Origin of the sequence: Streptomyces sp. NPDC005863 (assembly GCF_042871345.1) — a bacterium.
Classification (GTDB): Bacteria; Actinomycetota; Actinomycetes; order Streptomycetales; family Streptomycetaceae; genus Streptomyces.
The window spans coordinates 275305-301592 of sequence record NZ_JBIAII010000004.1 but is presented as its reverse complement, the minus strand read 5'-3'; the positions used below and the strand labels follow the sequence as shown (position 1 = coordinate 301592).

General features: G+C 72.5%; 25 protein-coding genes and 1 riboswitch. Of the genes, 18 read left to right on the top strand and 7 right to left on the bottom strand.

Translation table 11 applies throughout. The features are described from left to right. Both ACFYO9_RS17615 and ACFYO9_RS17610 read left to right on the top strand, forming a co-directional pair. Positions 1 to 309, top strand: a complete 309-nt coding sequence (locus ACFYO9_RS17615; protein WP_358775900.1) for a hypothetical protein — start codon at positions 1 to 3, stop codon at positions 307 to 309. Between the two features lie 357 nt (positions 310 to 666). Next, positions 667 to 842: riboswitch (cyclic di-AMP (ydaO/yuaA leader) on the top strand. A gap of 3 nt (positions 843 to 845) precedes the next feature. Further along, a complete protein-coding gene (locus ACFYO9_RS17610) occupies positions 846 to 1319 on the top strand; it encodes a C40 family peptidase (RefSeq protein ID WP_358775897.1) in 474 nt (157 codons plus the stop codon). A 57-nt stretch (positions 1320 to 1376) separates the two neighbouring features. Here the strand turns inward: ACFYO9_RS17610 and ACFYO9_RS17605 are convergent, their stop codons facing one another. After that, a complete protein-coding gene (locus tag ACFYO9_RS17605) occupies positions 1377 to 1829 on the bottom strand; it encodes an ATP-binding protein (RefSeq protein WP_358708959.1) in 453 nt (150 codons plus the stop codon). 272 nt (positions 1830 to 2101) lie between these two features. On the opposite strand from ACFYO9_RS17605, the gene ACFYO9_RS17600 reads away from it, so the two are divergent. Together ACFYO9_RS17600 and ACFYO9_RS17595 are read left to right on the top strand one after the other, a co-directional pair. Further along, the gene (locus tag ACFYO9_RS17600) at positions 2102 to 2965 is read left to right on the top strand and encodes a helix-turn-helix transcriptional regulator (RefSeq protein ID WP_355806831.1); all 864 of its coding nucleotides are present in this window, start codon (positions 2102 to 2104) and stop codon (positions 2963 to 2965) included. Between the two features lie 9 nt (positions 2966 to 2974). Continuing rightward, entirely contained in the window at positions 2975 to 3199 is a 225-nt protein-coding gene (locus ACFYO9_RS17595) for a DUF397 domain-containing protein (protein ID WP_355806829.1), read from the top strand. Between the two features lie 32 nt (positions 3200 to 3231). Here ACFYO9_RS17595 and ACFYO9_RS17590 read toward each other — a convergent pair whose 3' ends face one another. Further along, a complete protein-coding gene (locus tag ACFYO9_RS17590; protein WP_358775895.1) occupies positions 3232 to 4440 on the bottom strand; it encodes an 8-amino-7-oxononanoate synthase in 1209 nt (402 codons plus the stop codon). 120 nt (positions 4441 to 4560) lie between these two features. On the opposite strand from ACFYO9_RS17590, the gene bioB reads away from it, so the two are divergent. The 4 genes from bioB to ACFYO9_RS17570 all read left to right on the top strand — a co-directional run bounded on the left by bioB (position 4561) and on the right by ACFYO9_RS17570 (position 8663). Then, positions 4561 to 5814: a biotin synthase BioB gene (bioB, locus tag ACFYO9_RS17585; RefSeq protein ID WP_358775893.1), complete on the top strand. Its 1254-nt coding sequence runs from the start codon at positions 4561 to 4563 to the stop codon at positions 5812 to 5814. After that, positions 5807 to 7087, top strand: a complete 1281-nt coding sequence (locus ACFYO9_RS17580) for an adenosylmethionine--8-amino-7-oxononanoate transaminase (RefSeq protein WP_355806823.1) — start codon at positions 5807 to 5809, stop codon at positions 7085 to 7087. Before bioB ends, ACFYO9_RS17580 begins: the two co-directional genes overlap by 8 nt. A gap of 1 nt (position 7088) precedes the next feature. Further along, complete coding sequence (gene bioD, locus ACFYO9_RS17575) at positions 7089 to 7817, top strand: dethiobiotin synthase (RefSeq protein WP_358775891.1); 729 nt, start codon at positions 7089 to 7091, stop codon at positions 7815 to 7817. A 168-nt stretch (positions 7818 to 7985) separates the two neighbouring features. Further along, on the top strand, positions 7986 to 8663 hold the full coding sequence (locus ACFYO9_RS17570; protein WP_355806819.1) for a class I SAM-dependent methyltransferase: 678 nt from the start codon (positions 7986 to 7988) through the stop codon (positions 8661 to 8663). A gap of 19 nt (positions 8664 to 8682) precedes the next feature. On the opposite strand, the gene ACFYO9_RS17565 is transcribed toward ACFYO9_RS17570, so the two are convergent. Further along, complete coding sequence (locus tag ACFYO9_RS17565; RefSeq protein WP_388666390.1) at positions 8683 to 9021, bottom strand: fic family toxin-antitoxin system, toxin component; 339 nt, start codon at positions 9019 to 9021, stop codon at positions 8683 to 8685. 37 nt (positions 9022 to 9058) lie between these two features. Then, positions 9059 to 9307: a toxin-antitoxin system HicB family antitoxin gene (locus tag ACFYO9_RS17560; RefSeq protein WP_355806815.1), complete on the bottom strand. Its 249-nt coding sequence runs from the start codon at positions 9305 to 9307 to the stop codon at positions 9059 to 9061. Positions 9308 to 9469: 162 nt separating this feature from the next. Here ACFYO9_RS17560 and ACFYO9_RS17555 point away from each other — a divergent pair, with 162 nt between their 5' ends. The 5 genes from ACFYO9_RS17555 (at position 9470) to ACFYO9_RS17535 (ending at position 16013) form a co-directional block, all read left to right on the top strand. Further along, entirely contained in the window at positions 9470 to 10309 is an 840-nt protein-coding gene (locus ACFYO9_RS17555; RefSeq protein WP_358775889.1) for an ABC transporter ATP-binding protein, read from the top strand. Positions 10310 to 10323: 14 nt separating this feature from the next. Further along, on the top strand, positions 10324 to 12888 hold the full coding sequence (locus ACFYO9_RS17550) for an FtsX-like permease family protein (protein WP_355806811.1): 2565 nt from the start codon (positions 10324 to 10326) through the stop codon (positions 12886 to 12888). A 127-nt stretch (positions 12889 to 13015) separates the two neighbouring features. Next, complete coding sequence (locus ACFYO9_RS17545) at positions 13016 to 13462, top strand: GNAT family N-acetyltransferase (protein WP_358775887.1); 447 nt, start codon at positions 13016 to 13018, stop codon at positions 13460 to 13462. A 206-nt stretch (positions 13463 to 13668) separates the two neighbouring features. After that, complete coding sequence (locus ACFYO9_RS17540; RefSeq protein WP_358775885.1) at positions 13669 to 15003, top strand: hemolysin family protein; 1335 nt, start codon at positions 13669 to 13671, stop codon at positions 15001 to 15003. After that, complete coding sequence (locus ACFYO9_RS17535; protein WP_355806805.1) at positions 15000 to 16013, top strand: hemolysin family protein; 1014 nt, start codon at positions 15000 to 15002, stop codon at positions 16011 to 16013. The genes ACFYO9_RS17540 and ACFYO9_RS17535 overlap by 4 nt, the downstream gene beginning before the upstream one ends. Positions 16014 to 16198: 185 nt before the next feature. Here ACFYO9_RS17535 and ACFYO9_RS17530 read toward each other — a convergent pair whose 3' ends face one another. Then, positions 16199 to 16360 (bottom strand): holin, encoded by a 162-nt coding sequence (locus tag ACFYO9_RS17530; protein ID WP_358775883.1) that lies wholly within the window; start codon positions 16358 to 16360, stop codon positions 16199 to 16201. Between the two features lie 156 nt (positions 16361 to 16516). Here ACFYO9_RS17530 and ACFYO9_RS17525 point away from each other — a divergent pair, with 156 nt between their 5' ends. Together ACFYO9_RS17525 and purB are read left to right on the top strand one after the other, a co-directional pair. Further along, positions 16517 to 17296 carry an SGNH/GDSL hydrolase family protein gene (locus ACFYO9_RS17525; RefSeq protein ID WP_355806801.1) on the top strand — a complete coding sequence of 260 codons (780 nt, stop codon included), beginning with the start codon at positions 16517 to 16519 and terminating at the stop codon, positions 17294 to 17296. A gap of 120 nt (positions 17297 to 17416) precedes the next feature. Next, the gene (gene purB, locus ACFYO9_RS17520; protein ID WP_358775881.1) at positions 17417 to 18859 is read left to right on the top strand and encodes an adenylosuccinate lyase; all 1443 of its coding nucleotides are present in this window, start codon (positions 17417 to 17419) and stop codon (positions 18857 to 18859) included. 94 nt (positions 18860 to 18953) lie between these two features. On the opposite strand, the gene lysA is transcribed toward purB, so the two are convergent. After that, positions 18954 to 20390, bottom strand: coding sequence for a diaminopimelate decarboxylase (gene lysA / locus ACFYO9_RS17515; protein WP_355806798.1), 1437 nt, complete (start codon positions 20388 to 20390; stop codon positions 18954 to 18956). 25 nt (positions 20391 to 20415) lie between these two features. Beyond that, complete coding sequence (locus ACFYO9_RS17510) at positions 20416 to 20850, bottom strand: SAV_915 family protein (protein WP_358775879.1); 435 nt, start codon at positions 20848 to 20850, stop codon at positions 20416 to 20418. Positions 20851 to 21241: 391 nt separating this feature from the next. On the opposite strand from ACFYO9_RS17510, the gene ACFYO9_RS17505 reads away from it, so the two are divergent. From ACFYO9_RS17505 to scpA, 3 genes are all read left to right on the top strand, one after another. After that, positions 21242 to 22030 carry a GNAT family N-acetyltransferase gene (locus ACFYO9_RS17505; RefSeq protein WP_358775877.1) on the top strand — a complete coding sequence of 263 codons (789 nt, stop codon included), beginning with the start codon at positions 21242 to 21244 and terminating at the stop codon, positions 22028 to 22030. Positions 22031 to 22237: 207 nt separating this feature from the next. Beyond that, positions 22238 to 24085, top strand: coding sequence for a methylmalonyl-CoA mutase small subunit (gene mutA / locus ACFYO9_RS17500; RefSeq protein ID WP_358775876.1), 1848 nt, complete (start codon positions 22238 to 22240; stop codon positions 24083 to 24085). Continuing rightward, positions 24085 to 26286 (top strand): methylmalonyl-CoA mutase, encoded by a 2202-nt coding sequence (gene scpA, locus ACFYO9_RS17495; RefSeq protein WP_358709037.1) that lies wholly within the window; start codon positions 24085 to 24087, stop codon positions 26284 to 26286. The genes mutA and scpA overlap by 1 nt, the downstream gene beginning before the upstream one ends. Positions 26287 to 26288 lie beyond the last annotated feature (2 nt).

The following is a 26288-nucleotide window of genomic DNA, read 5'->3' as shown; positions in this document are numbered from 1 at the left end:
ATGCTGCCTCCCGAACTCCCGCCCCTGCCCGCCCTGACGCGCGCCGAGTCCGAACTGGTCGACCGCTATCTGGAGGTCGTCGACCTGCTCGGCAGGATCAACCCGGCCCGCGCCGAGCACACTTACGGCGGACTCAGGGCCGCCCAGGCGCTGGTCGGCCGGGCGAGCGCCCTGCGGGACGCGCTCGCCCTCATGCACCGGCGGGGCGAGAGCGAGGTGCACGCGCCCACGCTCGCGCGGGCCTTGCGTGTCCTCGACGGCGAACGGCGCGCCGGGCGCGTCACCCTGCCACCCCCGACGGGCGGCTGAGCCCTCGTCAACCGCCCCGCGCCCGGAGCCGAACCGTCCGGGCCGCGGGCGAAACGGACCAGTCGGGCTACCCCGGACGGCGTATTTCCACCTCCCCCTTCACACGGTCCGCGGTTGCGCCCGCCGCCTGCAGCAGTTCCGGAATATGACGTTCCGTTGCTGGTCGAGCCGTCGTCAGGCGATGTGTCGACTAGTCCATTTCGGCTGTGTCCACCTGAACAGGTCAGTCGTGAGGAGCCTCACAAAAGGTCGTTTCGGCTCGGTTTTCGGGCCTGTTTCGGGTCAAGATCCCTTCCGACGACAAGCCCCCGCCACAGCGGCGGGGCGGTCCGGGCGGACGCCGAGTCCTGCCGCCGCCCGGATGACCGGTCGACATCTGTGCAACGGCAGGAGTGGAGGACCCAGCACGACGGGCCCGTCCGGGAAGTCCGGACGACGTCCTTGGGGTGAAGCCGCAGAGCACGCCGCGGCCGGGCATCTTCGCCTGCCCGAACCCGACAGGTCATCCTTCACAGGCGGCTGACGAAGGGTTGCGCATGACCGCGCTGAATCACGTTCCGTCGCTGCTCAGCAGGACCGGTGCCGCATCGGTCCTCACGCTCGCCGTCGTAGGCGGCACTGTCGTGGCCCCCGGGCTCACCACGGAGGCCCAGGCAGCGACCCACGGGGCCAAGGCGCTCCAGATCGCGGCGTCGAAGAAGGGCGCCCCGTACGCCTACGGGGCCGCGGGACCCCACCGGTTCGACTGCTCCGGCCTGACGCTCTACTCGTTCAAGCGAACGGGCAAGAAGCTGCCGCGCACCGCCGCCGCGCAGTACAACAAGACCCAGCACCTCTCCAGGTCCCAGCGCTCCCGCGGCGACCTGGTGTTCTTCCACTCCGGGCGGAACGTCTACCACGTGGGTATCTACGCCGGGAACAACCGCATCTGGCACTCCCCCAAGTCCGGGGCCGTGGTGCGCCTGGAGAAGATCTGGTCCAAGAGCGTCTGGTACGGCAGGGTCCGCTGACGTCACCGGCCCTTCGACGGCCGGCTTCCCGGCTCCTGGACGCCGTGGCGTCGCTCCTCAGTGGGCGGCGTCACGGGGTCTGCGCCGAACGGGCGCCCGCCAGGGAAGCGCGATCCACACGGTCTTGCCGCCCTCGTCGGTCGGGCTGACCGAGAGTCTGCCGCCGCACTCCGCGGTGAGCCAGCGGATGATGACCATGCCGCGGCCGTTGTCCTGCTGGACGGCGGCCGGAAGCCGCTTGGGATAGCGCGGGTGGCTGTCGGTGACGCCGATCCGCAGGTGCTCGTCCCGGTCGAGTTCGAGGCCCACGGTGAAGGTGGGCGACTGCCCCAGGGTGTGCTGCACGGCGTTCGTGGCGAGTTCGGAGACGATGAGCCTGATCGTGTCCGCCACCTCGGCGTCGGCGGGCAGACCCCAGTCGTCGAGCACCCGCATCACGTACTTCCGGGCCGCTGGGACCGAGGCGGGATCGCTCGGCAGGGTGACGGAGGCTTCCTGATGGTCGGCCATGGCGACGCTGTCCCTTTCCCACCGGGACCGGTCTCCGACTGGCGGCGGATGACTCGAGGACCGTCCCGGGCTGGTGCTTCGCGCCAGACTGCCACTCCTTGGCCGGTCACGCGTGGCGATCCACCGAGATGTGCATATATCTGTCGCTCGAAGCGGTGAACTCTGCTACGGCAGACCGTATTTGGGCACAGCACTCGCGCTTCCTCTAATCTCCCGTACTGCCCCCGTCCTGCCGCCGGGTGACCCGGCGGCTCCGTCCGGAAGGAGCGGGCATGCAGTACGGCCCCGCGGTGCGCCGGCGCCAGCTCGGCGCCGAACTGCGCGCGCTGCGCAGCGAGGCGGGACTGACCAGCAGTGAGGCCGCGGCCCTGCTGGGCTGGCACCAGTCGAAGGTGAGCCGCATCGAGACGGGCCGCAGCGGCGTGAAGGCCTCCGACGTGCGGCTGCTGCTCGCCGCGTACCGGGTGAAGGACTCCCGGCGCAGCGAACTGCTCATCGCCATCGCGGGCGCCGACGAGACCGGCGCGGGGCGTCAACACTGGTGGCGCGCCTACCGCGATCTGCTGCCCGCGACCTACCGCGATTTCATCAGTCTGGAGTCACAGGCGAGCGGCGTGCGCACCCTGGAGACCAGTGTGGTCCCCGGCCTGCTGCAGACCCCGGACTACGCGCGCGCGGTGACCCGGGCGGCGCTCTGCGGGCTGCCGGAGAAGCAGGTCGACGCGTTGGTGGAGGTGCGCCTCGCCCGGCAGGACGTGCTCCGCGCGGACCCGCCGCTGCGGCTGAGCGTGGTCGTGGACGAGGCCGTGCTGCACCGGCCGGTGGGCGGAAGGCCGGTCCTGGCGGGGCAGTTGGCGCGGTTGCGGGAGGTGTCGCAGCTGTCTCATGTCCGGATCCAGGTGCTGCCGTTCGCCGCCGGCGAGCATGCGGGTTTGATCGGTTCTTTCGTTATCTTTTCATTTCCGGCCATTGCTGATCTGGATGTGGTTGTTCTCGACCACTTGACGAGTAGCCTCTACCTCGAACGGAAAGAAGACCTCCAGGCGTACACGGAGGCCTTCAACTCCCTTCAGGCACAGGCGCTTTCACCCGAGGAATCAACGGACTTCATCGCCGGACTAGGCAACGGCGCGTAAGGAGGCACCATGACCGCAATGCCTCGGTACGTACCTTCCAGCACGACGCTTCCAGGTGCGCGGTGGCAGCGCAGCAGCTACAGCAACGGAATGAACAACTGTGTTGAGACGGCCACCCTCGACACGAGTCCGCCGACCGGCCTGTGCGCCGTGCGTGACTCGAAGGACGTCGCAGGGCCCGCCCTGCTCTTCTCCCCCGGCCCCTGGGAGACGTTCCTCCACAGCCTCCGGTGAGCCGGCCCGGCCTCCCGCGGGCCGGGCACGTTTCACCGGGGTGCTCTGCGGCTGATCACCCGGACCGCATCGGCGATCATCGCGTCGGTGAGGTCGGCCCGGGCGGTCAGCCGCAGTCGTGAGATGCCGTCGGGCACCGACGGCGGCCGGAAGCAGCCCACCGCGAGCCCGTCGGCCCGGCAGTCGGCCGCCCACCGCACGGCCTGCTCCGGTGACGGCGCGCGCACCGAGACGACGGCGGCGTCGGGGCGCACCGCCGAGAGCCCCTCGGCCGTCAGGCGCCGGTGCAGCTCGGCAGCGACCTCGCGGGCACGGGCGGCGCGTTCGGGTTCGCGGCGCAGCAGGCGCAGGGCCGCCAGTGCGGCGCCGGCTGCGGCGGGTGCGAGACCCGTGTCGAAGATGAACGTACGGGCCGCGTTGACCAGGTGCTCGATGACCCGGGCCGGGCCGAGTACGGCGCCGCCCTGGCTGCCGAGGGACTTGGAGAGGGTGACGGTGACGACGGTGTCGTCCGCGCCCGCGAGCCCCGTCGCGTACGGGGCGCCACGGCCGCCGTCGCCCAGTACGCCGAGGCCGTGGGCGTCGTCGACGATCAGTCCGGCGCCGGCCTCCCGGCAGACCGCGGCGAGTTCGGTGAGCGGCGCCATGTCGCCGTCCACCGAGAAGACCGAGTCGGACACCACGACCGCGGGACCTTCGTGGCCGTCCAGCGTCTTGCGCACCGCTTCGGGGTCCGCGTGCGGCACCACTTGCGTCGTACCGCGGGCGAGCCGGCAGCCGTCGATCAGCGACGCGTGGTTGCCCGCGTCGGAGACGATCAGTGCGCCGTGCGGGGCGAGCGCGGTGACGACCGCCAGGTTCGCCGCGTAGCCCGAGGAGAAGACGAGCGCCGCCTCGAACCCGCAGAAGTCGGCGAGCTCGCGCTCCAGTTCGGCGTGGAGCTCCGTGGTGCCGGTGACGAGCCGGGAGCCGGTGGCGCCACCGCCCCAGCGCCGGGCCGCGGCCGCCGCGCCCTCGGTGATCTCCGGGTGCCGGGTCAGGCCGAGGTAGTCGTTGCCCGCGAGGTCGAGGAGGCCGTCCGCGTCTGCGGGGCGCGGGCGCAGGGTGCGGACGAGTCCGGCGTCGGCGCGGAGCCTGGCCTGATCGTCGAGCCAGCCGAACGCCGCGCCCGACGGGGAGTCGGGGGACGCGCTGCTCGGCGCGGTGGACGCGCCCGTCACGGGGTGCCTGTTTGTAGACATTGCACAGACCTTAGCCGTCGTGCCACCTGGCCAGTATGTGGCAATACCCACACCTCAAACCGGTTCTGTTGTGCGAACTCTCCTTGGCCGGGGAGGCTGCCGTGCGTAAGGATCAGCGCCATGGATCTGCTGAACACGCTGGTGGACAAGGGGCTTCGGCGCGAGCTGCCGACCCGCGAAGAGGCGCTGGCCGTGCTGGCCACCTCCGACGACGATCTCCTGGACGTAGTGGCCGCCGCCGGGAGGGTGCGGCGGCAGTGGTTCGGGCGGCGGGTGAAACTCAACTATCTGGTCAACCTCAAGTCGGGTCTGTGCCCCGAGGACTGCTCGTACTGTTCGCAGCGGCTCGGCTCCAAGGCGGAGATCCTCAAGTACACCTGGCTGAAGCCCGACGAGGCCTCGCAGGCCGCGGCGGCCGGTGTCGCGGGCGGCGCCAAGCGGGTCTGCCTGGTGGCCAGCGGCCGCGGACCGACCGACCGTGACGTCGACCGGGTGGCGCAGACCATCGCGGCGGTCAAGGAGCAGAACGAGGGCGTCGAGGTGTGCGCCTGCCTGGGCCTGCTCTCGGACGGCCAGGCGGAGCGGCTGCGGGGCGCGGGCGCCGACGCCTACAACCACAACCTCAACACGTCCGAGGCGACGTACGCGGGCATCACGAAGACCCACACGTACGCCGACCGCGTCGACACCGTGCAGAAGGCGCACGCGGCGGGCCTGTCCGCCTGCTCCGGGCTGATCGCGGGCATGGGCGAGAGCGACGAGGACCTCGTCGACGTGGTGTACGCGCTGCGCGAGCTCGACCCCGACTCGGTGCCGGTGAACTTCCTGATCCCCTTCGAGGGCACGCCGCTGGCCAAGGAGTGGAACCTCACGCCGCAGCGCTGTCTGCGGATCCTCGCGATGGTCCGTTTCGTCTGCCCGGACGTCGAGGTGCGCATCGCGGGCGGCCGCGAGGTCCATCTGCGCTCGATGCAGCCGCTCGCCCTGAACCTCGCCAACTCCATCTTCCTCGGCGACTACCTGACCAGTGAGGGCCAGGCGGGCCAGGCGGACCTGGACATGATCGCGGACGCCGGCTTCGAGGTGGAGGGCGCGGACCAGGTCACGCTGCCGCGGCACCGCGCGGACGCGGCGGCGGGCGGCTGCGGTTCGCACGCGGCGGCCGGGTGCGGGTCCGGGTCGCACGAGGGTGGCGGCTGCGGCTCGCATGAGGGCGGCGGTTGTGGTCCGTGCGGCGCTCCTGAGCAGGCCGTGGAGCAGGTCGCGGAGCCGGTGGCCGAAGCCACGGCCTCGGTCGAACCGGGCGAGGCGCGGACGGACCTGGTGGCGGTGCGCCGCCGGGGCGCGGGAACGGACCTGGCGCCCAATGCCTGACCTGTCCACCGCGGAGCTCCTCGCCCTCGACCGGCAGCACGTCTGGCACCCCTACGGGCCGATGCCGGGCCGCCAGGAACCCCTGGTCGTCGAGTCCGCGAGCGGCGTCCGGCTGCGCCTCGCGGACGGCGGCACGGAGCTGGTCGACGGGATGTCGTCCTGGTGGTCGGCGATCCACGGCTACAACCACCCCGTCCTCAACGACGCGGTGCGCGGCCAGCTGGACCGCATGAGCCACGTCATGTTCGGCGGACTCACCCACGAGCCCGCGGTCCGGCTCGCGAAGCGGCTTGTCGACATGTCGCCCGAGGGGCTCGAACACGTCTTCCTCGCCGACTCCGGCTCCGTCTCGGTCGAGGTCGCCCTGAAGATGTGCCTGCAGTACTGGCGCTCCCTCGGCCGCCCCGCGAAGCAGCGGGTGCTGACCTGGCGCGGCGGTTACCACGGGGACACCTGGCAGCCGATGGCCGTCTGTGATCCGGACGGCGGGATGCACGAGCTGTGGCAGGGCGTCCTGCCGCGCCAGGTGTTCGCGGACGCGCCGCCGTCGGCGTACGAGGAGTCGTACGCGACCCATCTGCACGACATGATCGAACGCCACGCCCACGAGCTGGCGGCCGTGATCGTCGAGCCCGTGGTGCAGGGCGCGGGCGGGATGCGGTTCCACTCCCCCGCCTATCTGCGGGTGCTGCGCGAGGCGTGCGACGCGCACGACGTGCTGCTCGTCTTCGACGAGATCGCGACGGGCTTCGGCCGTACGGGAGCGCTGTTCGCGGCGGAGCACGCGGGCGTCACGCCCGATGTGATGTGCCTGGGCAAGTCGTTGACCGGCGGTTATCTGACCCTGGCGGCGACGCTGTGCACGACGCGGGTCGCCGACGGCATCTCGCGGGGCGAGGTGCCGGTGCTCGCACACGGGCCGACGTTCATGGGCAACCCGCTGGCCGCGGCGGTCGCCGGGGCCTCGATCGACCTGCTGCTCGGGCAGGACTGGCAGACCGAGGTCAAGCGCATCGAGGCGGGGCTGCGGGACGGTCTGGCCGAGGCGGCCGACTCCGCGTCCGTGCGGGACGTCCGCGTCCTCGGCGCGATCGGGGTGGTTCAGCTGGACCACCCGGTGGACATGGCGGCTGCGACGCGCGCCGCGGTCCGTGAGGGCGTCTGGCTGCGGCCGTTCCGCGACCTGATCTACACGATGCCCCCGTTCATCACGGGGGACGACGACGTGGCGCGGATCGCCCGCGCGGTGTGCGCCGCGGCGCGGGAGGGCTGACATGACGGTGATCATGGTGTCCGGTACGGGCACGGAGATCGGCAAGACGGTGACGACGGCCGCCGTGGCGGCCGTCGCCCTCGCGGCGGGTCGGAGCGTCGCCGTGCTCAAGGGCACGCAGACCGGCGTCGCGCCCGGCGAGCCGGGGGACGCGCAGGAGGTGGCGCGGCTGGCGGGTGACGCCGTGACCACGCTCGAACTCGCCCGCTTCCCCGAGCCGCTGGCTCCCGACACCGCCGCCCGCCGGGCCGGGATGGCTCCGGTGAGCCCGCAGGACGTGGCCGACGCCGCCCGGAAGCTGGCCGTCGAGCACGACCTGGTCCTGGTCGAGGGCGCGGGCGGTTTGCTCGTACGCCTTGACGACGAGGGCGGCACGCTCGCGGACGTGGCGCGGCTCCTGGACGCGCCGGTCCTGGTGGTCGCCGCGGCGGGGCTCGGCACCCTGAACGCGACGACGCTGACGGCTGAGGCCCTGCGGGCTCGCGGGGTGGCGCAGTTGGGTGTCGTCGTCGGCAGCTGGCCCGCCGCGCCGGACCTGGCATCCCGGTGCAACCTCGCGGATCTTCCGGCGGCGTCCGGCCGGGCGCTGCTCGGCGCGATCCCCGAGGGGTCGGGGCTGCTGGACGGGCCCGCCTTCCGCGCGGCGGCCGGGAGTTGGCTCGGGCCCGAGCTCGGCGGCACCTGGGACGGGGCGTCGTTCGCGGAGCGTGAGGCGCCCGCGCCGCGCTGATCCGGCCGCGGCGGTCGGTGGCCGGTCCGCCAGGGCGAGGCGCCCCGGCGGACCACCCGTAGGGGACGCCACCGAAACACCTCGGCAACACCTCGGCCCGGGGACTGCGGAGAACGGCCTCCCCGAGGGCACCATGGCGGTATCCGCTCGCTCCGCCGAGGAGGGCCCATGTCGCCGCGCTCCGCCCGATCCGCCGCGTCCCGGGACGCCGTGCACCACCCCGTCTTCGCCCGTTTCTACGCCCGTCAGAGCGTCGCCGCCGAACCCCTGATCGGTCCCCGCCGCCGCGAGCTGCTCGCCGGGCTCTCCGGGCGGGTCATCGAGGTGGGCGCCGGCAACGGCCTCAACTTCGGGTACTACCCGGGTGCGGTCTCCGAGGTCGTGGCGATCGAACCGGAGCGCATGCTGCGGCGGTTGGCGGTCACCGCGGCGCTGCGCGCGGACGTGCCGGTCGACGTCGTGCCGGGCGCCGCGGAGGCGCTGCCCGTCAAGAGCGAGGCGTTCGACGCGGCCGTCCTCTCCCTGGTGCTGTGCAGTGTGCGCGACGTGCCGCGGGCGCTGGCCGAACTGCGGCGCGTGCTGCGGCCCGGCGGGCAGGTGCGGTTCTTCGAGCACGGCCGCGCGCCGGGGAGGCTGATGTCCGCCACGCAGCGCGCCCTGGACCGCACGGTGTGGCCGCCGCTGTTCGGCGGCTGTCACGTCGGGCGCGACACGCTGGGCGCGCTGCGCGAGGCCGGCTTCGAGGTGGGCGACCACCGCCACCTGCTGGTACCCGCGAAGGGGCCGCGCCTGCCCACCTCGTACTGCGTGATCGGCACGGCACTGCGCCCGGACCACACACCCTGACCCGGCCCCGCCCAGGACGTCACAGGCTCCACTGGCGCAGCTCCGCCGCGATGTCGTGCACGCTCGCGCCGTCCTCCTTCACCAGCCGTGCCAGATCGCGCACCTGCTCGGGCGAGGTGACGACCTTGAGGCCGCTGGAGACGAGGTAGGCGTACGCGACGGAGGCGGCGAAGAGCGCGTTGGAGCGTTCGAGCGCGGGGATGTGCAGCAGGACCTGGAGGAGCGCCGCCGCGCGGTCGTGCGGGGTCTCGTAGACGGGCATCCCGAATATCTCCGCCTCGTGTCTGCCGACGGCGGCGACGAGTGCGCCCCAGTCGGTGACCTGGGGGTCTCCGGGCGTCTTGTGTTCGGCGATCATCAGGAGCCAGGCAAGGTCGATTCTGAGGTTCAACGGCTCAGCGACGACCTTCACGCAACGGGCGGCTGCCCTCGCGTTCGACGCCGAACTCCTCGGCGAAGACGGACTCGTACTGCTTCATGAAGTCGGCGGCGGCCTCGACGAAGGTGTGGCCCACCTCGCCGGAGTCCTGTCTGACGAGTTCTTCGATGTAGCGGTTGACGCTCATGCCCCGGGCCAGGGCCCGCTCCCGCGCGGCCCGGGCGGTGCCCTCGTCCACGCGTACGTTCAACTGGGTCTTCGCCATACCGTCAAGCTAGCGCCCAAGTGCTAGCACGACAAGGGCGCGGGACCATGCCCCTTACATGCGTCTCGGGGCCCGACCTCGGAGGGATACCGGACACTCAGGCGGCCCACTACTCTCGGCACGGTCACGGGAGTTGGAACGGCCACAACCCAGGAGGCCGCCTTGTCCACAGCTGCTTCGGCACCGTTCACGGGACGTTCGGGGGCCGCCGGGACCGCCGCGCGCGCCCGCGGCCTCACCAAGGCGTACGGCTCGGGCGAGACCGCCGTCCTCGCCCTCGACTCGGTCGACGTGGACATCGCGCGTGAGCGTTTCACGGCCGTCATGGGTCCCTCCGGCTCCGGCAAGTCCACCCTGATGCACTGTCTGGCGGGGCTCGACAACGTCTCGGCCGGCCAGGTGTGGCTCGGCGACACGGAGATCACGGGTCTGAAGGAGAAGGAGCTGACCCGGCTGCGGCGGGACCGCATCGGCTTCATGTTCCAGTCGTTCAACCTCATCCCCACCCTCAACGCCCTGGAGAACATGACACTCCCGATGGACATCGCGGGGCAGCGGCCGGACCGCGACTGGCTGGAGCACGTGATCGACACGCTGGGCCTGCGGGACCGTCTCAAACACCGGCCCGCCCAGCTGTCCGGCGGGCAACAGCAGCGGGTGGCCTGTGCGCGGGCCCTGGCCGCGAAACCCGAGCTGATCTTCGCCGACGAGCCGACGGGCAACCTCGACTCGCGGGCCGGGCTCGAAGTCCTCGGCTTCCTGCGCGACGCGGTGGACCAGCTCGGTCAGACGGTGGTGATGGTGACCCACGACCCCGGCGCGGCCGGCCACTCCGATCTGGTCCTCTTCCTCGCCGACGGCAGGATCGTGGACGACATGGAACGCCCGACGGCGGACGCGGTCCTGGAGCGCATGAAGCGGTTCGACACGCTGCAGGCGATGACGCCCGGAGGGCGGCAACCCACCTCCCCGCAGACCGACCGTCCGTCCGCACAGGGCTGAGCCGGGGGCCCGCGGTGCTGAAGGCGACGCTCAGGAGTTTCCTCGCGCACAAGGGCAGGCTGGTGCTCTCCGCGCTCGCCGTCATCCTCTCGGTGGCGTTCGTGACGGGCAGCCTGATCTTCTCGGACACGGTCACCCGCACCTTCGACCGGCTCTTCGCCTCCACGGCGGCCGACGTGACCGTCTCGCCCAAGGACGACCTGGACGAAGCGGTGCCCTCGGGGCAGACACCGACGGTGCCGGTGCGCCTGAAGGACCGGGTCGACCGGGTGGCCGGGGTCGAGGACACGCACGTCGACGCGTCGGTCGACAACATCACCGTCGTCGACCGCGACAACGAATCCGTGGGCCCGACGACGGGCGCCCCCACCGTCGCCACCAACTGGTACCCCAGCGACCGCAGCCCCGTGGAGCTCACCTCGGGCCACGCACCGCGCGGTGCGGGCCAGGCGATGCTCGACGCGGACACGGCCGACAAGAAGGACGTGGAGATCGGCGACACCCTCACCGTCCTCGCGCGCCCCGGTTCCTTCAAGGTCGAGATCGTCGGCATCGCCACGTTCACCACCACCAACCCCGGCGCGGCCCTGGTCTACCTGGACACCCCGACCGCCCAGGACAAGCTCCTCGGCTCGACGGACGAGGCGACGAGCATCTCGGTGACGGCTGCCGACGGCGTCTCCGACACCACCCTCAAGCGGCGGATCGCCGCCGAACTGGGCTCCGGCTACGAGTTGGAGACCGCCGACGAACAGGCCGATTCGGCCGCCGCCCAGCTCGGCGGGTTCCTGGACGTCATCAAGTACGTGATGCTCGGCTTCGCCGGTGTCGCCGTCCTCGTGGGCATCTTCCTGATCGTCAACACCTTCTCGATGCTCATCGCGCAGCGCACGCGCGAACTGGGTCTGCTGCGCGCGCTCGGCGCCGACCGCAAGCAGGTGCGCCGCTCCGTGCTCATCGAGGCGCTGCTGCTCGGTCTGGCCGGCTCGACGCTGGGGCTCGCCGCCGGGATCGGTCTCGCCCTCGCCCTGATCGAGCTGATCGGCCTGCTCGGGATGAACCTGAAGTCCACGGAGATGGTCATCGGGTGGGTGACGCCGGTGGCCGCGTACGTGGTCGGGGTCGGCGTCACGTTCGTCGCGGCGTATCTGCCGGCCCGGCGGGCCGCGCACGTCTCACCGATGGCGGCCCTCGCCGACGCCGAGATCGCGGGTGTGGGGCGGCCGTTGAGGGTACGGGCGATCGCCGGCGCCCTCGTCGGCGCGGCCGGCGCCGCCGCGCTGGTGGGCTGTGCGACGGCGGAGAAGACCGCGTCGGCGTCCTCCCTGCTCGGTCTCGGCATCGTCCTGACCCTGATCGCCACCATCATCTCGGGGCCTCTCCTGGTCCGGCCGGTGATCCGGGTCCTCGGCGGCGCGTTCCCGGCGGTCTTCGGCTCAGTCGGCCGGATGAGCCAGCGCAACGCGCTGCGCAACCCGCGCCGCACGGGCGCCACGGCGGCCGCGCTGATGGTGGGGCTCGCGCTGGTCGGCGGACTCTCGGTGGCCAGCGCGTCGATGACGAAGTCGTTCGACCGGCAGATCGACAAGACCCTCGGGGCCGACTTCGTCGTGCAGAACGGCAACTTCCTGCCGTTCTCCCCGGAGATCACCGGCAAGGTCAGGGGCACCGACGGCGCGGGCCTCGTCGTGCGCCAGCGCTTCACCCCCGTCGAACTGGCCCTGCCCGACGGCAAGAACGTCGAGTCGACCGCCGCGGGATACGATCCCCGGCTCGACGACGTCGCCAAGGTCACGTACGCGCAAGGGAGTTCACGCGCAGCGCTGGCGGCAGACCGGATCGGCATGGACAAGGACTTCGCGCACAAGCACCGGGTGCGCGTCGGCGACACGCTGTCCGCGACATTCCCCGGCGGGCGCGCGGCGAAGCTGACGGTCGGCGCGCTCACCGACCAGGACACGGCCGAGGGGTTCGGCGTGGAGGGCGGCCTCTTCCTCGGGTTCGGCACGGTCGAGAAGTACGTGCCGGGCGGCCAGGACTCCGCGCTGTACGTCAACGCGGCCCCGGGCACGGACGCGGACACGCTGCGCGCACGCCTGGACAAGACCCTCGACCCGTATCCGCAGGTGCAGGTGCGCGACCAGGCCGACTACAAGGAGCTGATCCGGCAGCAGATCGCCGTGATGCTCTATCTCGTCTACGCGCTCCTCGGGCTCGCGATCGTCATCGCCGTCCTCGGTGTGGTCAACACCCTGGCGCTGTCGGTCGTGGAGCGCACCCGAGAGATCGGGCTGCTGCGCGCCATCGGGCTCGGCCGGCGTCAGCTGCGCCGGATGATCCGCCTGGAGTCGGTGGTGATCGCGGTGTTCGGCGCGCTGCTCGGGCTCGCGCTCGGTCTGGTCTGGGGCGTCGCCGTGCAGCAGATCCTCGCGCTCCAGGGCATGAAGGAGCTGGCGTTCCCCTGGACGACGATCGTCGCGGTGGTGATCGGCTCGGTGGTCGTCGGGCTCGCGGCGGCGCTGCTCCCCGCCCTGCGGGCGTCACGCATGAACGTGCTGGCGGCCATCGCGCACGAGTGACGGAGTGGTGGGTGACGGGGCTTGTACGGGCCCGGCGCCCCGGCCCTTAGTCGCACCTTGACCCCGACCTGTCGTCCGCATCCTGAAACGCGCTGCGGCAGGGATCGGCCGGTGGTGGGATGCCGGTATGGATGATCTTCGTAACGGCAGGGATGACCTTCGTGTACGGGCCGCAGCGCCCGAGGACCTCGACGCGGTGCTGGCCTTCTGGAAGGTGGCCGCCGAGGGCACCAGCATCAGCGACGACCGCTCCGGCGTGGAGCGGCTCGTGGCCCGCGATCCGCAGGCGCTGATCCTCGCCGAGCGCGACGGGGGGCTCGCGGGCACGGTCATCGCGGGATTCGACGGCTGGCGCTGCCACCTCTACCGCCTGGCCGTGCACCCGGACCACCGGCGGCGCGGGGTGGGGGCGGCGCTGCTTGCCGCCGCCGAGGAGCGGTTCGTACGGCTCGGCGGGCGCCGCGGCGACGCGATGGTCCTGGACCGGAACGAACTCGCCCAGCACGCCTGGCGCGCGGCAGGCTACGCTCCCGAGCCGCAGTGGAGCCGCTGGGTGAAGCCGCTCACGGAGTGAGCCACCGGCCGGACCGGCCGGCCCAACAGGGGCAAGAGGGGCAACAGGCCCAACAGGGGTTCGAGTGGCTTTGCTGATCCTTTACCATGGTTCCACCACTCGTATCCGACTGAAAGGTGTGAGCGTCCGCCCATGGGCGAGCCTCCCAGTACCCGACATCGCGCATTCCTCCCGCCCCTGTCCGATCATGGGACGGAGGTGACCCGATGACCGAAGTGCTTCTGCTCCTCGTGGCGCTGCTGCTCTGCCTGGCGTGCGGTGTCTTCGTCGCCGCGGAGTTCTCCCTCACGACGGTCGAGCGCAGCGAGCTCGAGCGGGCCGCCGAGCGGGGCGAGCGCGGCGCCACCGGCGCCCTCAAAGCCGTCAAGAACCTCACGTTCCAGCTCTCCGGCGCGCAGCTCGGCATCACGGTCACCAACCTGGTGGTCGGCATGCTCTCCGAGCCCTCCATCGCCAAGCTCATCGCGGGCCCGCTGCGCGACCTCGGGGCCTCCCGGTCGGCGGCCTCGTCCATCGCCCTGGTCCTCGGCACGGCCCTGTCGACGGTCTTCCTGATGGTGATCGGCGAGCTGGTCCCGAAGAACTGGGCGATCTCCACGCCGCTCGCCGTCGCCAAGCGGGTGGCCACGCCGCAGCGCCTGTTCAGCGCCATGTTCCGGCCCTTCATCGCCCATCTGAACAACACCGCGAACCACTCGGTGCGCCGCTTCGGCCTCGAACCCACCGAGGAGCTCGCCTCCGCCCGCGGCCCCAAGGAACTCATCGCCCTGGCCCGGCACTCCGCCAAGGCGGGGGCCCTGGAGGCGGACACCGCCGAGCTGTTCGTGCGCACCCTGAACCTCGCCGACCTGACCGCGGAGAACGTGATGACGCCCCGCGTCCAGGTCATGGCCCTCGATGTGCACGCCACCTGCGAGGACGTCGCCAACGCCACGCGCGCCACGGGCCTCTCCCGCTTCCCGGTCTACCGCGGCAACCTCGACACGGTCGTCGGCATCGCCCACATCAAGGACGTGCTCGCCGTACCGGCCGAGCGCAGGCAGCGCGTCTCCGTCGCCGAGCTGATGCGTGAGCCCCTGCTCGTACCGGAGACGCTGACCGTCGAGCGGCTCCTCGACCGGCTCTCGGGCAAGCGCACCATGGCCGTGGTCATCGACGAGTACGGAGGCACCGCCGGCGTCGCCACCCTGGAGGACATCGTCGAGGAGGTCGTCGGCGAGGTGCGGGACGAGCACGACCCCCACGAGACGCCCGACATCGCCCTCGCCGGCACCGACGACGACGGCAGAACCCTCTACTCCGCCGACGGCGCGGCCCGCACCGACCAGCTCGCGCGGGTCGGCCTGCGGGCGCCCGACGGGCCGTACGAGACGCTCGCCGGCCTCGTCGCCACCGAGCTCGGCCGCATCCCCGCCGTCGGTGACGGCGTCGACGTGGGCGGGTGGCGGCTCGACGTCGTGGACGCCGCGGGGCGGCGCGCCGCGCGGGTGCTGCTGCACGCGCCCCTGGACACCGACGACCACGAGGAGGATGCCCGATGACCGCCATCCAGTTGCTGATCGCGCTGGCGACGCTCGTCGTCAACGCCTTCTTCGTGGGCGCCGAGTTCGCGCTCATCTCCGTACGCCGCAGTCAGATCGAGCCGTACGCGGACGAGGGGGACCGGCGCGCCAAGAGCGTGATGTGGGGCCTTCAGCACGTGTCGGCGCTGCTCGCCGCGGCGCAGCTGGGCATCACGCTGTGCACCCTGGTCCTCGGCATCGTCGCGGAGCCGGCCCTCGCGCATCTGCTGGAGCCGGTGTTCGACGTGGTCGGTGTGCCGGACGGCCTGGTCCACCCGATCTCGTTCGTGCTCGCGCTGATCGTGGCGACCTACCTGCACATGCTGCTCGGCGAGATGATCCCGAAGAACATCGCGCTGGCCGAGCCGGTGCGCTCGGCGCTGCTCCTCGGCCCGCCGCTGGTGGCGCTCGCGCGGGCGCTGCGCCCGGTGATCTTCGCGATCAACGCGTTCGCCAACGGGCTCCTGAAGCTGCTGCGCGTGGAGGCGAAGGACGAGGTGTCGGCGAGCTTCTCCGACGAGGACCTCGCCCGCATGGTCAAGGACTCCGGTGACGCGGGGCTGATCGACGACCGCGCGCAGGAGCGGCTGCACGACGCGCTGGAGCTGGGGCGCCGTCCGGTCAGGGACGTGGTCCTGCCGCTGGAGGACGTCGTGTACGCGCGCGTGGGCGTCACCCCGGAGAAGCTGGAGCAGCTCTCGGCGGACTCCGGGTTCTCCCGCTTCCCCGTGGTGGACGACGGCCGGCGCATCGTCGGCTATCTGCACGTCAAGGACGCCCTGGACCGGGCGCCGCGCGATCTGCCGTTCCGGGTGCCGGAGATGCGCAAGATCGCCCAGGTGCGCGAGACGACGCCGCTGGACGACGTGCTGACCGCCATGCGCGGCAGCCGTACGCACGTGGCGGCGGTGCTCGGCGCGGACGGGCGGCTGGCCGGCATGGTCACGATGGAGGACGTGCTCCGGGAGCTCTTCGGCCAGCCCGCGTGATCGGCCGGACGGCCCCCTGGGCCCCTTAGGGGGCCGCCGGAGCCCCGACCCGTCGTCGTGGCTCCGGCACCGCCCCTCCCCGGGTCCTCAGCGGACCGGCTCTCCCGCCCCGGCGGGCGTCGTCGGGTTCGGACGCTCGGTGATCCCCGGGCCGTGTGCGCCGGCCTCCGAGGCGCCGACCGCCGTCAGGACGGCGAGCAGCGCGGCCAGCCCGCCGTCGCGAAGGCGGCGCCCCAGGGGACGTCGAGGAGGCTCGTCGCCCCGGCCACCAGAACGGCGGCCAGCGCCTGGGCGAACGTGCGGACCGCGCGTTCCGCGGTGGCCTTCCAGAATGCTGCGGTCCACATGGCGGGCTCGCTCTCTCGTGACGACGGCGTGCCTTTGGCATACCGCGGGGCAGCCACGCTGCCCAGGGTCCGGGCGGCCGCCGCCCCGCTCTCCGACGCCGATCACGCCCGACGCCCGACACCGACGGGCCCCGGCGAGATACCATCGCTGCCGCCATGCAGATGAATGCCAACTACACCAGTCTCGTCGCGGTGGGCGACTCCTTCACCGAGGGCATGTCGGACCTCATGCCCGACGGCACCTATCGCGGCTGGGCCGACCTCCTGGCCGGCCGGATGGCTGCGCACGCCCCCGGCTTCCGGTACGCGAACCTCGCGGTGCGGGGCAAGCTCATCGGCCAGATCGTCGACGAGCAGGTGGACGTCGCGGCCGCCATGCAGGCCGACGTGGTCACCCTGGTCGGCGGGCTCAACGACACGTTGCGTCCCAAGTGCGACATGGGCCGCGTGCGCGCCCTGCTCGAAGAGGCCGTCGAACGTCTCGCCCCCTCCTGCAAGCAGCTCGTCCTGATGCGCAGTCCGGGCCGCAACGGCCCCGTCCTGCAGCGGTTCCGGCCGCGCATGGAGGAGCTCTACTCCTACGTCGAGGACCTGGCGGGGCGGCACGGCGCGCTGGTCGTGGACCTGTACGGCGCGGCCGTCCTCGGCGACCAGCGGCTGTGGGACGTGGACCGGCTGCACCCGACCGCCGAGGGCCACCGCAGGATCGCCGAGGCCGTGTGGCAGGCGCTCGGGTACGACGCCGAGGACGACTGGCAGAGCCCGCTGCCCCTCGCCGTGCCGCCGGGCTGGACCTCGCGCCGGATCGCCGACGCCCGCTTCGCCCGCCAGTACCTCGGCCCGTGGATAGGCCGCCGCCTCACCGGCCGCTCCTCCGGCGACGGCCGCGCCCCGAAGCGCCCCGACCTGCTCCCCTACGAGGACCCGCGCCCCTAGGGGCCGAGCCCAGTCGTACGGGGCCCGCCCGCGCGGCGCCGGACGGCGCACGCTCTCGTAGCTTCCGACGAACGGGGGCGTGGCGCTGGCCTGCACGAACGCCCAGTAGAATCCGTACACGTGACTGCCGCGCCTGCAAAGCCCCGTATCCCGAACGTCCTCGCCGGACGTTATGCCTCCGCCGAGCTCGCCACCCTCTGGTCGCCCGAGCAGAAGGTGAAGCTGGAGCGTCAGCTCTGGCTCGCCGTGCTGCGTGCGCAGAAGGACCTCGGGATCGAGGTCCCGGACGCCGCCATCGCCGACTACGAGCGCGTGCTCGACCAGGTCGACCTGGCCTCGATCGCCGAGCGCGAGAAGGTCACGCGCCACGACGTCAAGGCCCGCATCGAGGAGTTCAACGCCCTCGCCGGGCACGAGCACGTCCACAAGGGCATGACCTCGCGCGACCTCACCGAGAACGTGGAGCAGCTGCAGATCCGGCTCTCCCTCGAGCTGATCCGCTCCCGTACCGTCGCGGTCCTCGCCCGGCTCGGCAGGCTCTCCGGTGAGTACGCCGAGCTGGTCATGGCGGGCCGCTCCCACAACGTCGCCGCGCAGGCGACGACGCTGGGCAAGCGCTTCGCGACCGGCGCCGACGAACTGCTCGTCGCCTACCGGCGGGTGGACGACCTCCTCGGCCGCTACCCGCTGCGCGGCATCAAGGGCCCGGTCGGCACCGCCCAGGACATGCTCGACCTGCTCGGCGGCGACGCGGAGAAGCTGACCGACCTGGAGCAGCGCATCGCCGGGCACCTCGGCTTCGACCGCGCGTTCACCTCGGTCGGCCAGGTCTACCCGCGCTCGCTGGACTACGAGGTCGTGACGGCGCTCGTACAGGTCGCGGCTGCGCCTTCCTCGCTGGCCAAGACGATCCGTCTGATGGCGGGCCACGAGCTGGTGACCGAGGGCTTCAAGCCGGGCCAGGTCGGTTCGTCCGCGATGCCGCACAAGATGAACACCCGCTCCTGCGAGCGCGTCAACGGCCTCACCGTCATCCTGCGCGGCTACGCGTCGATGACCGGCGAGCTGGCGGGCGACCAGTGGAACGAGGGTGACGTCTCCTGCTCCGTCGTGCGGCGCGTCGCCCTGCCGGACGCGTTCTTCGCGCTCGACGGTCTGCTTGAGACCTTCCTGACCGTGCTCGACGAGTTCGGCGCCTTCCCCGCCGTCGTCGCGCGCGAGCTGGACCGCTACCTCCCCTTCCTCGCCACCACCAAGGTCCTGATGGCCTCGGTGCGCGCGGGCGTCGGCCGCGAGGAGGCCCACGAGGCGATCAAGGAGAACGCGGTCGCCTCCGCGCTCGCCATGCGCGAGCAGGGCGCCGAGCGCAACGAACTGCTCGACAAGCTCGCCGCGGACACCCGCATCCCGCTGGACCGCGCGGAGCTGGACGCGCTGATGGCCGACAAGCTGTCCTTCACCGGCGCCGCGAGCGACCAGGTCGGCACGGTCGTCGCGCAGATCGAGGCGCTGCTCAAGGAGCACCCGGAGGCCGCGGCCTACACGCCGGGCGCGATCCTCTAGCGCCGCCTGGGGGCAGGCCGAGTGCTGCCCCAGCGCACTACGTACGACGTCACGGCCCCGGGGCTTCCCGCCCCGGGGCCGTCGCGCGTTCCGGTCAGAGGCCCACGTCGCGGCTGCGGAAGTCCTCCAGCGACTCACGGCGGACCAGCAGCCGCGCGTGCCCCTCGGACACGGCAACCACAGGTGGGCGGCCCACGAGGTTGTAGCCGGATGCCATCGACAGGTGGTACGCCCCGGCCACCGGGACGGCGAGCAGGTCTCCGGGCCGTACGTCGCCGGGCAGCGCCACGTCCGAGGCGAGGATGTCGCCCGCCTCGCAGTGCCGGCCGACGACCGTCACCGGGGCGGGGGCCGCCGTGGAGCGCCGGCCGACCAGGCGCGGCACGTAGCGCACGCCGTAGAGGGCCGGTCGCGGGTTGTCGCTCATCCCGCCGTCGACGGCGACGAAGGTCGTGCCGCCGGTCCGCTTGACCGCGAGGACGCGGTAGAGCGCCACCCCGGCGGGCCCCGCGATGGCGCGGCCCGGCTCCACCACGAGGCGTGGCACCGGCAGGCCCGCCGCCGCACAGCTCTGTTCGAGCTCGGCCCGCACCCGGCGTGCGAGCGCGGTGACGTCGAGGGCCTCCTCACCGGGGCGGTACGCGATGCCGTGGCCGCCGCCGATGTCCAGTTCGGGGAGGGTGACGCCGTGCTGGTCCGCTATCCGGGCCATCAGCCCGACCAGGCGCCGCACCGCGGCGACGAACGGCTTCACCGAAGTGATCTGCGAGCCCAGATGGCAGTGCAGGCCCACGAGTTCGAGGGTCGGCTGGTCCAGGATGCGGGCGATCGCGTGCTGTGCGGAGCCGTCGTTGAGGGACAGGCCGAACTTCTGGTCGTCGGTGCCCGTCCGGATCTTGGCGTGGCCGCCCGCCGCGATCCCCGGCACCACCCGGACCAGCACCTTCTGCCGGCTGCCCGGGGGTACGGCGGCGGCGATCCTGGCGATCTCCGACGCGCTGTCGATGACGATCCGGCCCACCCCGAGCCGCAGGGCGGCCCGCAGGTCCTGCGGGCTCTTGGCGTTGCCGTGCAGCACGACGCGGTGGGCGGGGAACCCCGTCGTGACGGCCAGCTCCAGCTCGCCGGCCGAGCACACGTCCAGGCCGAGGCCCTCCTCGTCCATCCAGTGCGCCATGGCGCGGCACAGGAACGCCTTGGCCGCGTAGAGGACTTCGCCGTCCGGGAAGGCGCGCCGGTACGTGCGGCAGCGGGCCCGTACGTCGCCTTCGTCGACGAGGTAGGCGGGGGTGCCGAACCGCTCGGCGACCTCGGTGAGCGGCACGCCGCCGACGGTGAGGTCGCCGTCGGGGAGGCGGGCGGTGGACGCGGGCCAGACGGACAGGTCGTCGTCGTGCGGGATCGTCTCGTCGTGCCGGATCGCCTTGTGGTGCCTGATGACCTCGTCGTGCCTGCTGACTTCTTCGTGCCTTGCGGCTTCGTCGTGCCGGGCCGGGGCCTGGGTGAGCGGGGGTACGCGCAGGGTGGTCATGACCGTTTCTCTCTTCGCCTCGTCCTCAGCCGAACCACAGGGTCAGGGCGCCCACTTGGGCGGCCGCGCCGGTGAGGCGCCGGGGGCTGCCGGCCGGCCTCAGGTCCGCGTCGGGGTCCGGGCCCCACCGGTCGGTCGTGCGGGGCTCCGGGGGCAGCCGCCGCGGATGGCCCACGGCGTGGGCGGCCAGGCGCGGGTCGACGGTGACCTCACCGACACCGAGCGGCTCGGTCAGCGACCTGAGCGCCGGTTCGGAGAGGCGGACCCACGGCTGCCGGGCTCCGAGGGCGGCGCGCAGACGCTGTTCGGTGGTGAAGGCGACGGCGGTGCGCCCGCCCACGGGGGTACGGAACAGGCGGGCCACGCAGCCCGCGGGTCCCGGCCGGACGGGGACGAACAGCGGCCCGGCCGGGCCGGGTTCGCAGGGCTCGGGGTCCTCGCCGTACAGAAGCGCGGTCATGGGATTCCTCCGGTGGAGACAGGGGGCGTACGAAACCTGCGGGACACGACGACGTTATGCCCGGCACCCCGCGCCAACCGACCCTCCCTGACGCGACGTTGACGCGAGGGCGCCGTCCTCTGACGCGATGCCGACGCTCACGCCGTCCACTCGTACGGGTCGAGTCAGAGTCGATGAGGCGGTCTTGAGCCCGCGGGCGCGGGACAGTTGGATGTCCGGCACGGCGGGAGTGCGGCGCGGTGGTGCTCGGCGCGGGCCGGCCGGCCCTCCGGCCGGGGCCCGGCCGACCGGCGCACCGGTCCGTCCCGGCGCACCCGCCCCGTCCCGCACACCGGTTCCACCCGCCGTCGCACCCGTTTCACCCGAAGGTCTCACTCCGGAGGAGCGCCTGATGATCGAGGTCCCCCCGCACCACCTGCCCGCCGTGCCCCGCTGGTTCACCCCCGGGACACCCGGGCCCGGCTCCCTGCCCGAGCACGTGGCGGCCGTCGGCGTCGGGCGCTGGTGGGCCGACCGCGCGCTCGACCCACGGGCCGTGGCGGTCTCGTGCGCGGGCCACGTGCTGCTGCGCGGCGACGCGGGCAGTCTCGCGCCGGATCTGCTGGCCCCCTTCGCCCGCAGCCACGTCGAGGCTCCCGCCCGGTTCCTGCCGGTGCTCGGCGCCGCCTTCGACCGGCTCGTACCGGCCGAGCGGATGGTGTACGTACACCGCGAGAAGACAGAACCGCCCCGCACGCCGCGCAGTGTGACGGTCCGCCGGCTGATGCCCGCCGACGCCCCCGCCCTCGTCGCCCTCGGACCCGAGTCCACCTGGATCCACGACAGTTGGGGCGGGCCCGAAGGCCTCGCCGCCTCCGGGCACGGCTGGGCGGCCGTCGACCGCGGCGGCCGGGTCGCCGCCGTGGCGTGCAGCTACTTCACCGGGCAGGCGTACGAGGACGTGGCGGTGCTCACCGCGCCCGAGCGCCGGCGCGAGCGCCTGGCCCTCGCCTGTGTCACCGCGCTGTGCGCGGACATCGCCGCGCGCGGCCGCACGGCGAGCTGGTCGTGCGGCCGCGACAACCGCCCCAGCCGCCTGCTGGCCTGGACCGCCGGCTTCCGGCTGCAGCGCGAGTACGTCCAGTACGTCACGGGGACGCCCGTGGCGCCGCCCCGTCAGGCAGCCCGCGTCTCCGCCTGACGGCCGCCCCGGCCCCGGCGCGGGGAGCGGACAGCGGGGGCGCGGGCGGGCGCGGTCGCGTGGCCCGGAACCACGCCCTCCGGTCGGCTCGATGCCTGCGGCAATCAATAGCCGTCCGCTCGTTCGAGATCAAGAGCGATCAGAAGAGGGCAAGGTCACAGCCCTTGATGGCACCGCGTGCCATGGGTTGCGCCCTAGCATCGGGGCATGACGGTCCTGCCTGACGACGGGCTTCCGCTGGCCGCCGAGTTCCCTGATGCGACCCATGAGCAGTGGCAGCGCCTTGTGGAAGGCGTGCTGCGCAAATCGGGTAAGGACGCATCGGGGACGGCCGCCGAGGAAGCGCTGTCCACCGCCCTCGAGGACGGGCTCACCACCCGCCCCCTGTACACCGCCCGCGACGCGACACCCGATGTCGGACATCCCGGCTTTGCCCCCTTCGTACGGGGTGGCACGGCCGGCGGCACCGCGGCGGCGGGCTGGGACGTGCGGCAGCGCCACACGGGCTCCGATCCCGCCCGGACGAACGAGGCCGTCCTCGGGGACCTGGAGAACGGCGTCACGTCCGTGTGGCTGGGCGTGGGCGCCAACGGCGTCCCGGCCCCCGCTCTGGCGTCGGCGCTGAAGGGCGTCTATCTCGACCTCGCGCCGATCGCGCTCGACGCGGGCGCCGAATTCGGCCCGGCGGCGCGGGCGTTGCTCGACCTGTACGAGGCCGCGGACGTCCCCGCGGAGTCGGCGCGCGGCACCCTCGGCGCGGACGTCCTCGCCCACGAGGCCCGTACCGGCGAGGCGTTGGACCCGGCCGAGGCCGTGGAGCTGGCGCGGCTGTGCGTGCGGCGCCACCCCGGCGTGCGGGCCCTCACGGTGGACGCGCTGCCCTACCACGAGGCCGGCGGCTCGGCGGCGCAGGAGCTCGGCGCCTCGCTCGCCACGGGCGTCTCCTATCTGCGGGAGCTGACCGCCGCGGGCCTCTCGGTCGAAGAGGCCTGCGCCCAGCTGGAGTTCCGCTACGCGGCCACCGCGGACCAGTTCCTGACCATCGCCAAGCTGCGCGCGGCCCGGCGGCTGTGGGCCCGGGTGGCCGAGGTGTGCGGCTCCGCCGCGGCGGGCGCACAGCGCCAACACGCGGTGACGTCACCGGTGATGATGACCCGCCGCGACCCGTGGGTGAACATGCTGCGCACCACCGTGGCCTGTCTGGGGGCGGGCGTCGGCGGCGCCGACGCCGTCACCGTGCTGCCGTTCGACCACTCGCTTGGCCTGCCCGACGCGTTCGCGCGCCGCATCGCCCGCAACACGTCGACGATCCTCATCGAGGAGTCCCACCTCGCCCGGGTGATCGACCCGGCGGGCGGCTCCTGGTACGTGGAGCGGCTCACCGACGAACTCGCGCGGGCGGGCTGGGAGTTCTTCCAGGAGATCGAGCGTGCGGGCGGCCAGGCGGCGGCCCTGCGCTCCGGGATGGTGGGCGAACGCCTCGCCGCCACCTGGGCCGAGCGCAGCAAGAAGCTCGCCCGGCGCCGTGAACCCATCACCGGTGTCAGCGAGTTCCCGCAGCTCGTCGAGCGTTCCGTGGAGCGCGAGGCCGCGCCGGCCGGACCGTCGGGCGGGCTGCCCCGGGTGCGCCGCGACGAGGCGTACGAGGCGCTGCGCGCCCGCTCGGACGCCCACCTCGCGCGGACCGGTGCGCGCCCGAAGGTGTTCCTCGCCGCGCTCGGCCCCGCGGCCGCGCACACCGCGCGGGCCTCGTTCGCCTCGAACCTCTTCCAGGCGGGCGGCATCGAGGCCGTCCACGAGCCCGCGACGGTGGATCCCGGCACGGCCGCCGAGGCGTTCCGGGCCAGTGGCGCGAGCGTCGCGTGTCTGTGCTCCAGCGACGCGCTCTACGCCGAACAGGCCGAAGCCGTCGCGCGGGCCCTCAAGTCGGCGGGCGCGGAGCGGGTGTTCCTGGCCGGGCGCGGGGAGTACGCCGATGTCGACGCGTACGTCTTCGCGGGCTGTGACGCCGTCGCCGTGCTCTCCTCCACCCTCGACCGCATGGGAGTGGCGTAATGCGGATCCCCGACTTCTCCTCCATCGACCTGGACGCCGGGACCGGCGCCGACGGGTCGCACGAGCAGTGGCGCACGGCGGTGAAGGAGTCCACCGGCAGGTCCGAGAGCGATCTGCTGTGGGAGACGCCCGAGGGCATCGCGGTCAAGCCGCTGTACACCGGCGCCGACGTGGAGGGCCTGGACTTCCTGGGGACGTACCCGGGCGTCGCGCCGTATCTGCGCGGTCCGTACCCGACGATGTACGTGAACCAGCCCTGGACCATCCGGCAGTACGCGGGATTCTCCACCGCCGAGGAGTCCAACGCCTTCTACCGCCGCAACCTCGCGGCGGGCCAGAAGGGCCTCTCCGTCGCCTTCGACCTGCCCACGCACCGCGGATACGACAGTGACCACCCGCGCGTGACGGGCGACGTCGGCATGGCGGGCGTGGCGATCGACTCGATCTACGACATGCGTCAGCTCTTCGACGGCATCCCGCTGGACAAGATGACGGTGTCGATGACGATGAACGGCGCCGTGCTGCCCGTGCTCGCGCTCTACATCGTGGCGGCCGAGGAGCAGGGCGTACCGCCCGAGAAGCTGGCCGGGACCATTCAGAACGACATCCTCAAGGAGTTCATGGTCCGCAACACCTACATCTATCCGCCGAAGCCCTCGATGCGGATCATCTCCGACATCTTCGCGTACACCTCGCAGAAGATGCCGCGCTACAACTCCATCTCGATCTCCGGCTACCACATCCAAGAGGCGGGCGCGACGGCCGACTTGGAGCTGGCGTACACCCTCGCCGACGGCGTGGAGTATCTGCGCGCCGGCCAGGAGGCGGGCCTGGACGTGGACGCGTTCGCGCCGCGGCTCTCCTTCTTCTGGGCGATCGGGATGAACTTCTTCATGGAGGTCGCCAAGCTCCGCGCGGCGCGCCTCCTCTGGGCGAAGCTGGTCAAGCAGTTCGACCCGAAGAACGCCAAGTCCCTTTCGCTGCGCACCCATTCGCAGACCTCGGGCTGGTCGCTGACCGCGCAGGACGTGTTCAACAACGTCACGCGCACCTGTGTCGAGGCGATGGCGGCGACGCAAGGTCACACCCAGTCGCTGCACACCAACGCCCTGGACGAGGCGCTCGCCCTGCCGACCGACTTCTCCGCGCGCATCGCCCGCAACACCCAGCTGTTGATCCAGCAGGAGTCGGGCACGACGCGGACCATCGACCCGTGGGGCGGCAGCGCGTACGTCGAGAAGCTCACGTACGACCTGGCGCGCCGGGCCTGGCAGCACATCGAGGAGGTCGAGGCGGCGGGCGGCATGGCGCAGGCCATCGACGCCGGCATCCCGAAGCTGCGCGTCGAGGAAGCCGCGGCGCGCACCCAGGCGCGCATCGACTCGGGGCGCCAGCCGGTCATCGGCGTCAACAAGTACCGGGTGGAGAGCGACGAGCAGATCGACGTCCTGAAGGTCGACAACTCCTCGGTGCGCACCCAGCAGATCGCCAAGCTGCGCCGGTTGCGCGAGGAGCGCGACGAGCGGGTGTGCCAGGACGCGCTGCGCGCACTCACCTCGGCGGCCCAGCGCGGCTCCGGCCAGGGCCTTGAGGGCAATCTGCTCGCCCTCGCGGTCGACGCGGCCCGCGCGAAGGCCACGGTCGGTGAGATCTCCGACGCACTGGAGAGCGTGTACGGGCGGCACGCGGGCCAGATCCGTACCATCTCCGGTGTGTACCGCACCGAAGCAGGCCAGTCCCCGTCCGTCGAGCGGACGCGCACGCTGGTGGACGCGTTCGACGAGGCCGAGGGGCGCAGGCCGCGCATCCTGGTCGCCAAGATGGGCCAGGACGGCCACGACCGCGGCCAGAAGGTCATCGCCAGCGCCTTCGCCGACCTGGGCTTCGACGTCGACGTCGGCCCGCTGTTCCAGACCCCGGCGGAGGTCGCGCGCCAGGCCGTCGAGGCGGACGTGCACATCGTCGGCGTCTCCTCGCTGGCCGCGGGGCACCTCACCCTCGTACCGGCGCTGCGCGAGGAGCTGGCCGCCGAGGGGCGCGAGGACATCATGATCGTGGTGGGCGGGGTGATCCCGCCGCAGGACGTCGAGGCGCTGCACGAGGCGGGCGCCACCGCGGTCTTCCCGCCCGGCACGGTGATCCCGGACGCGGCGTACGACCTGGTGACCCGCCTCGCGGCCGACCTCGGCCACACGCTGTGAGC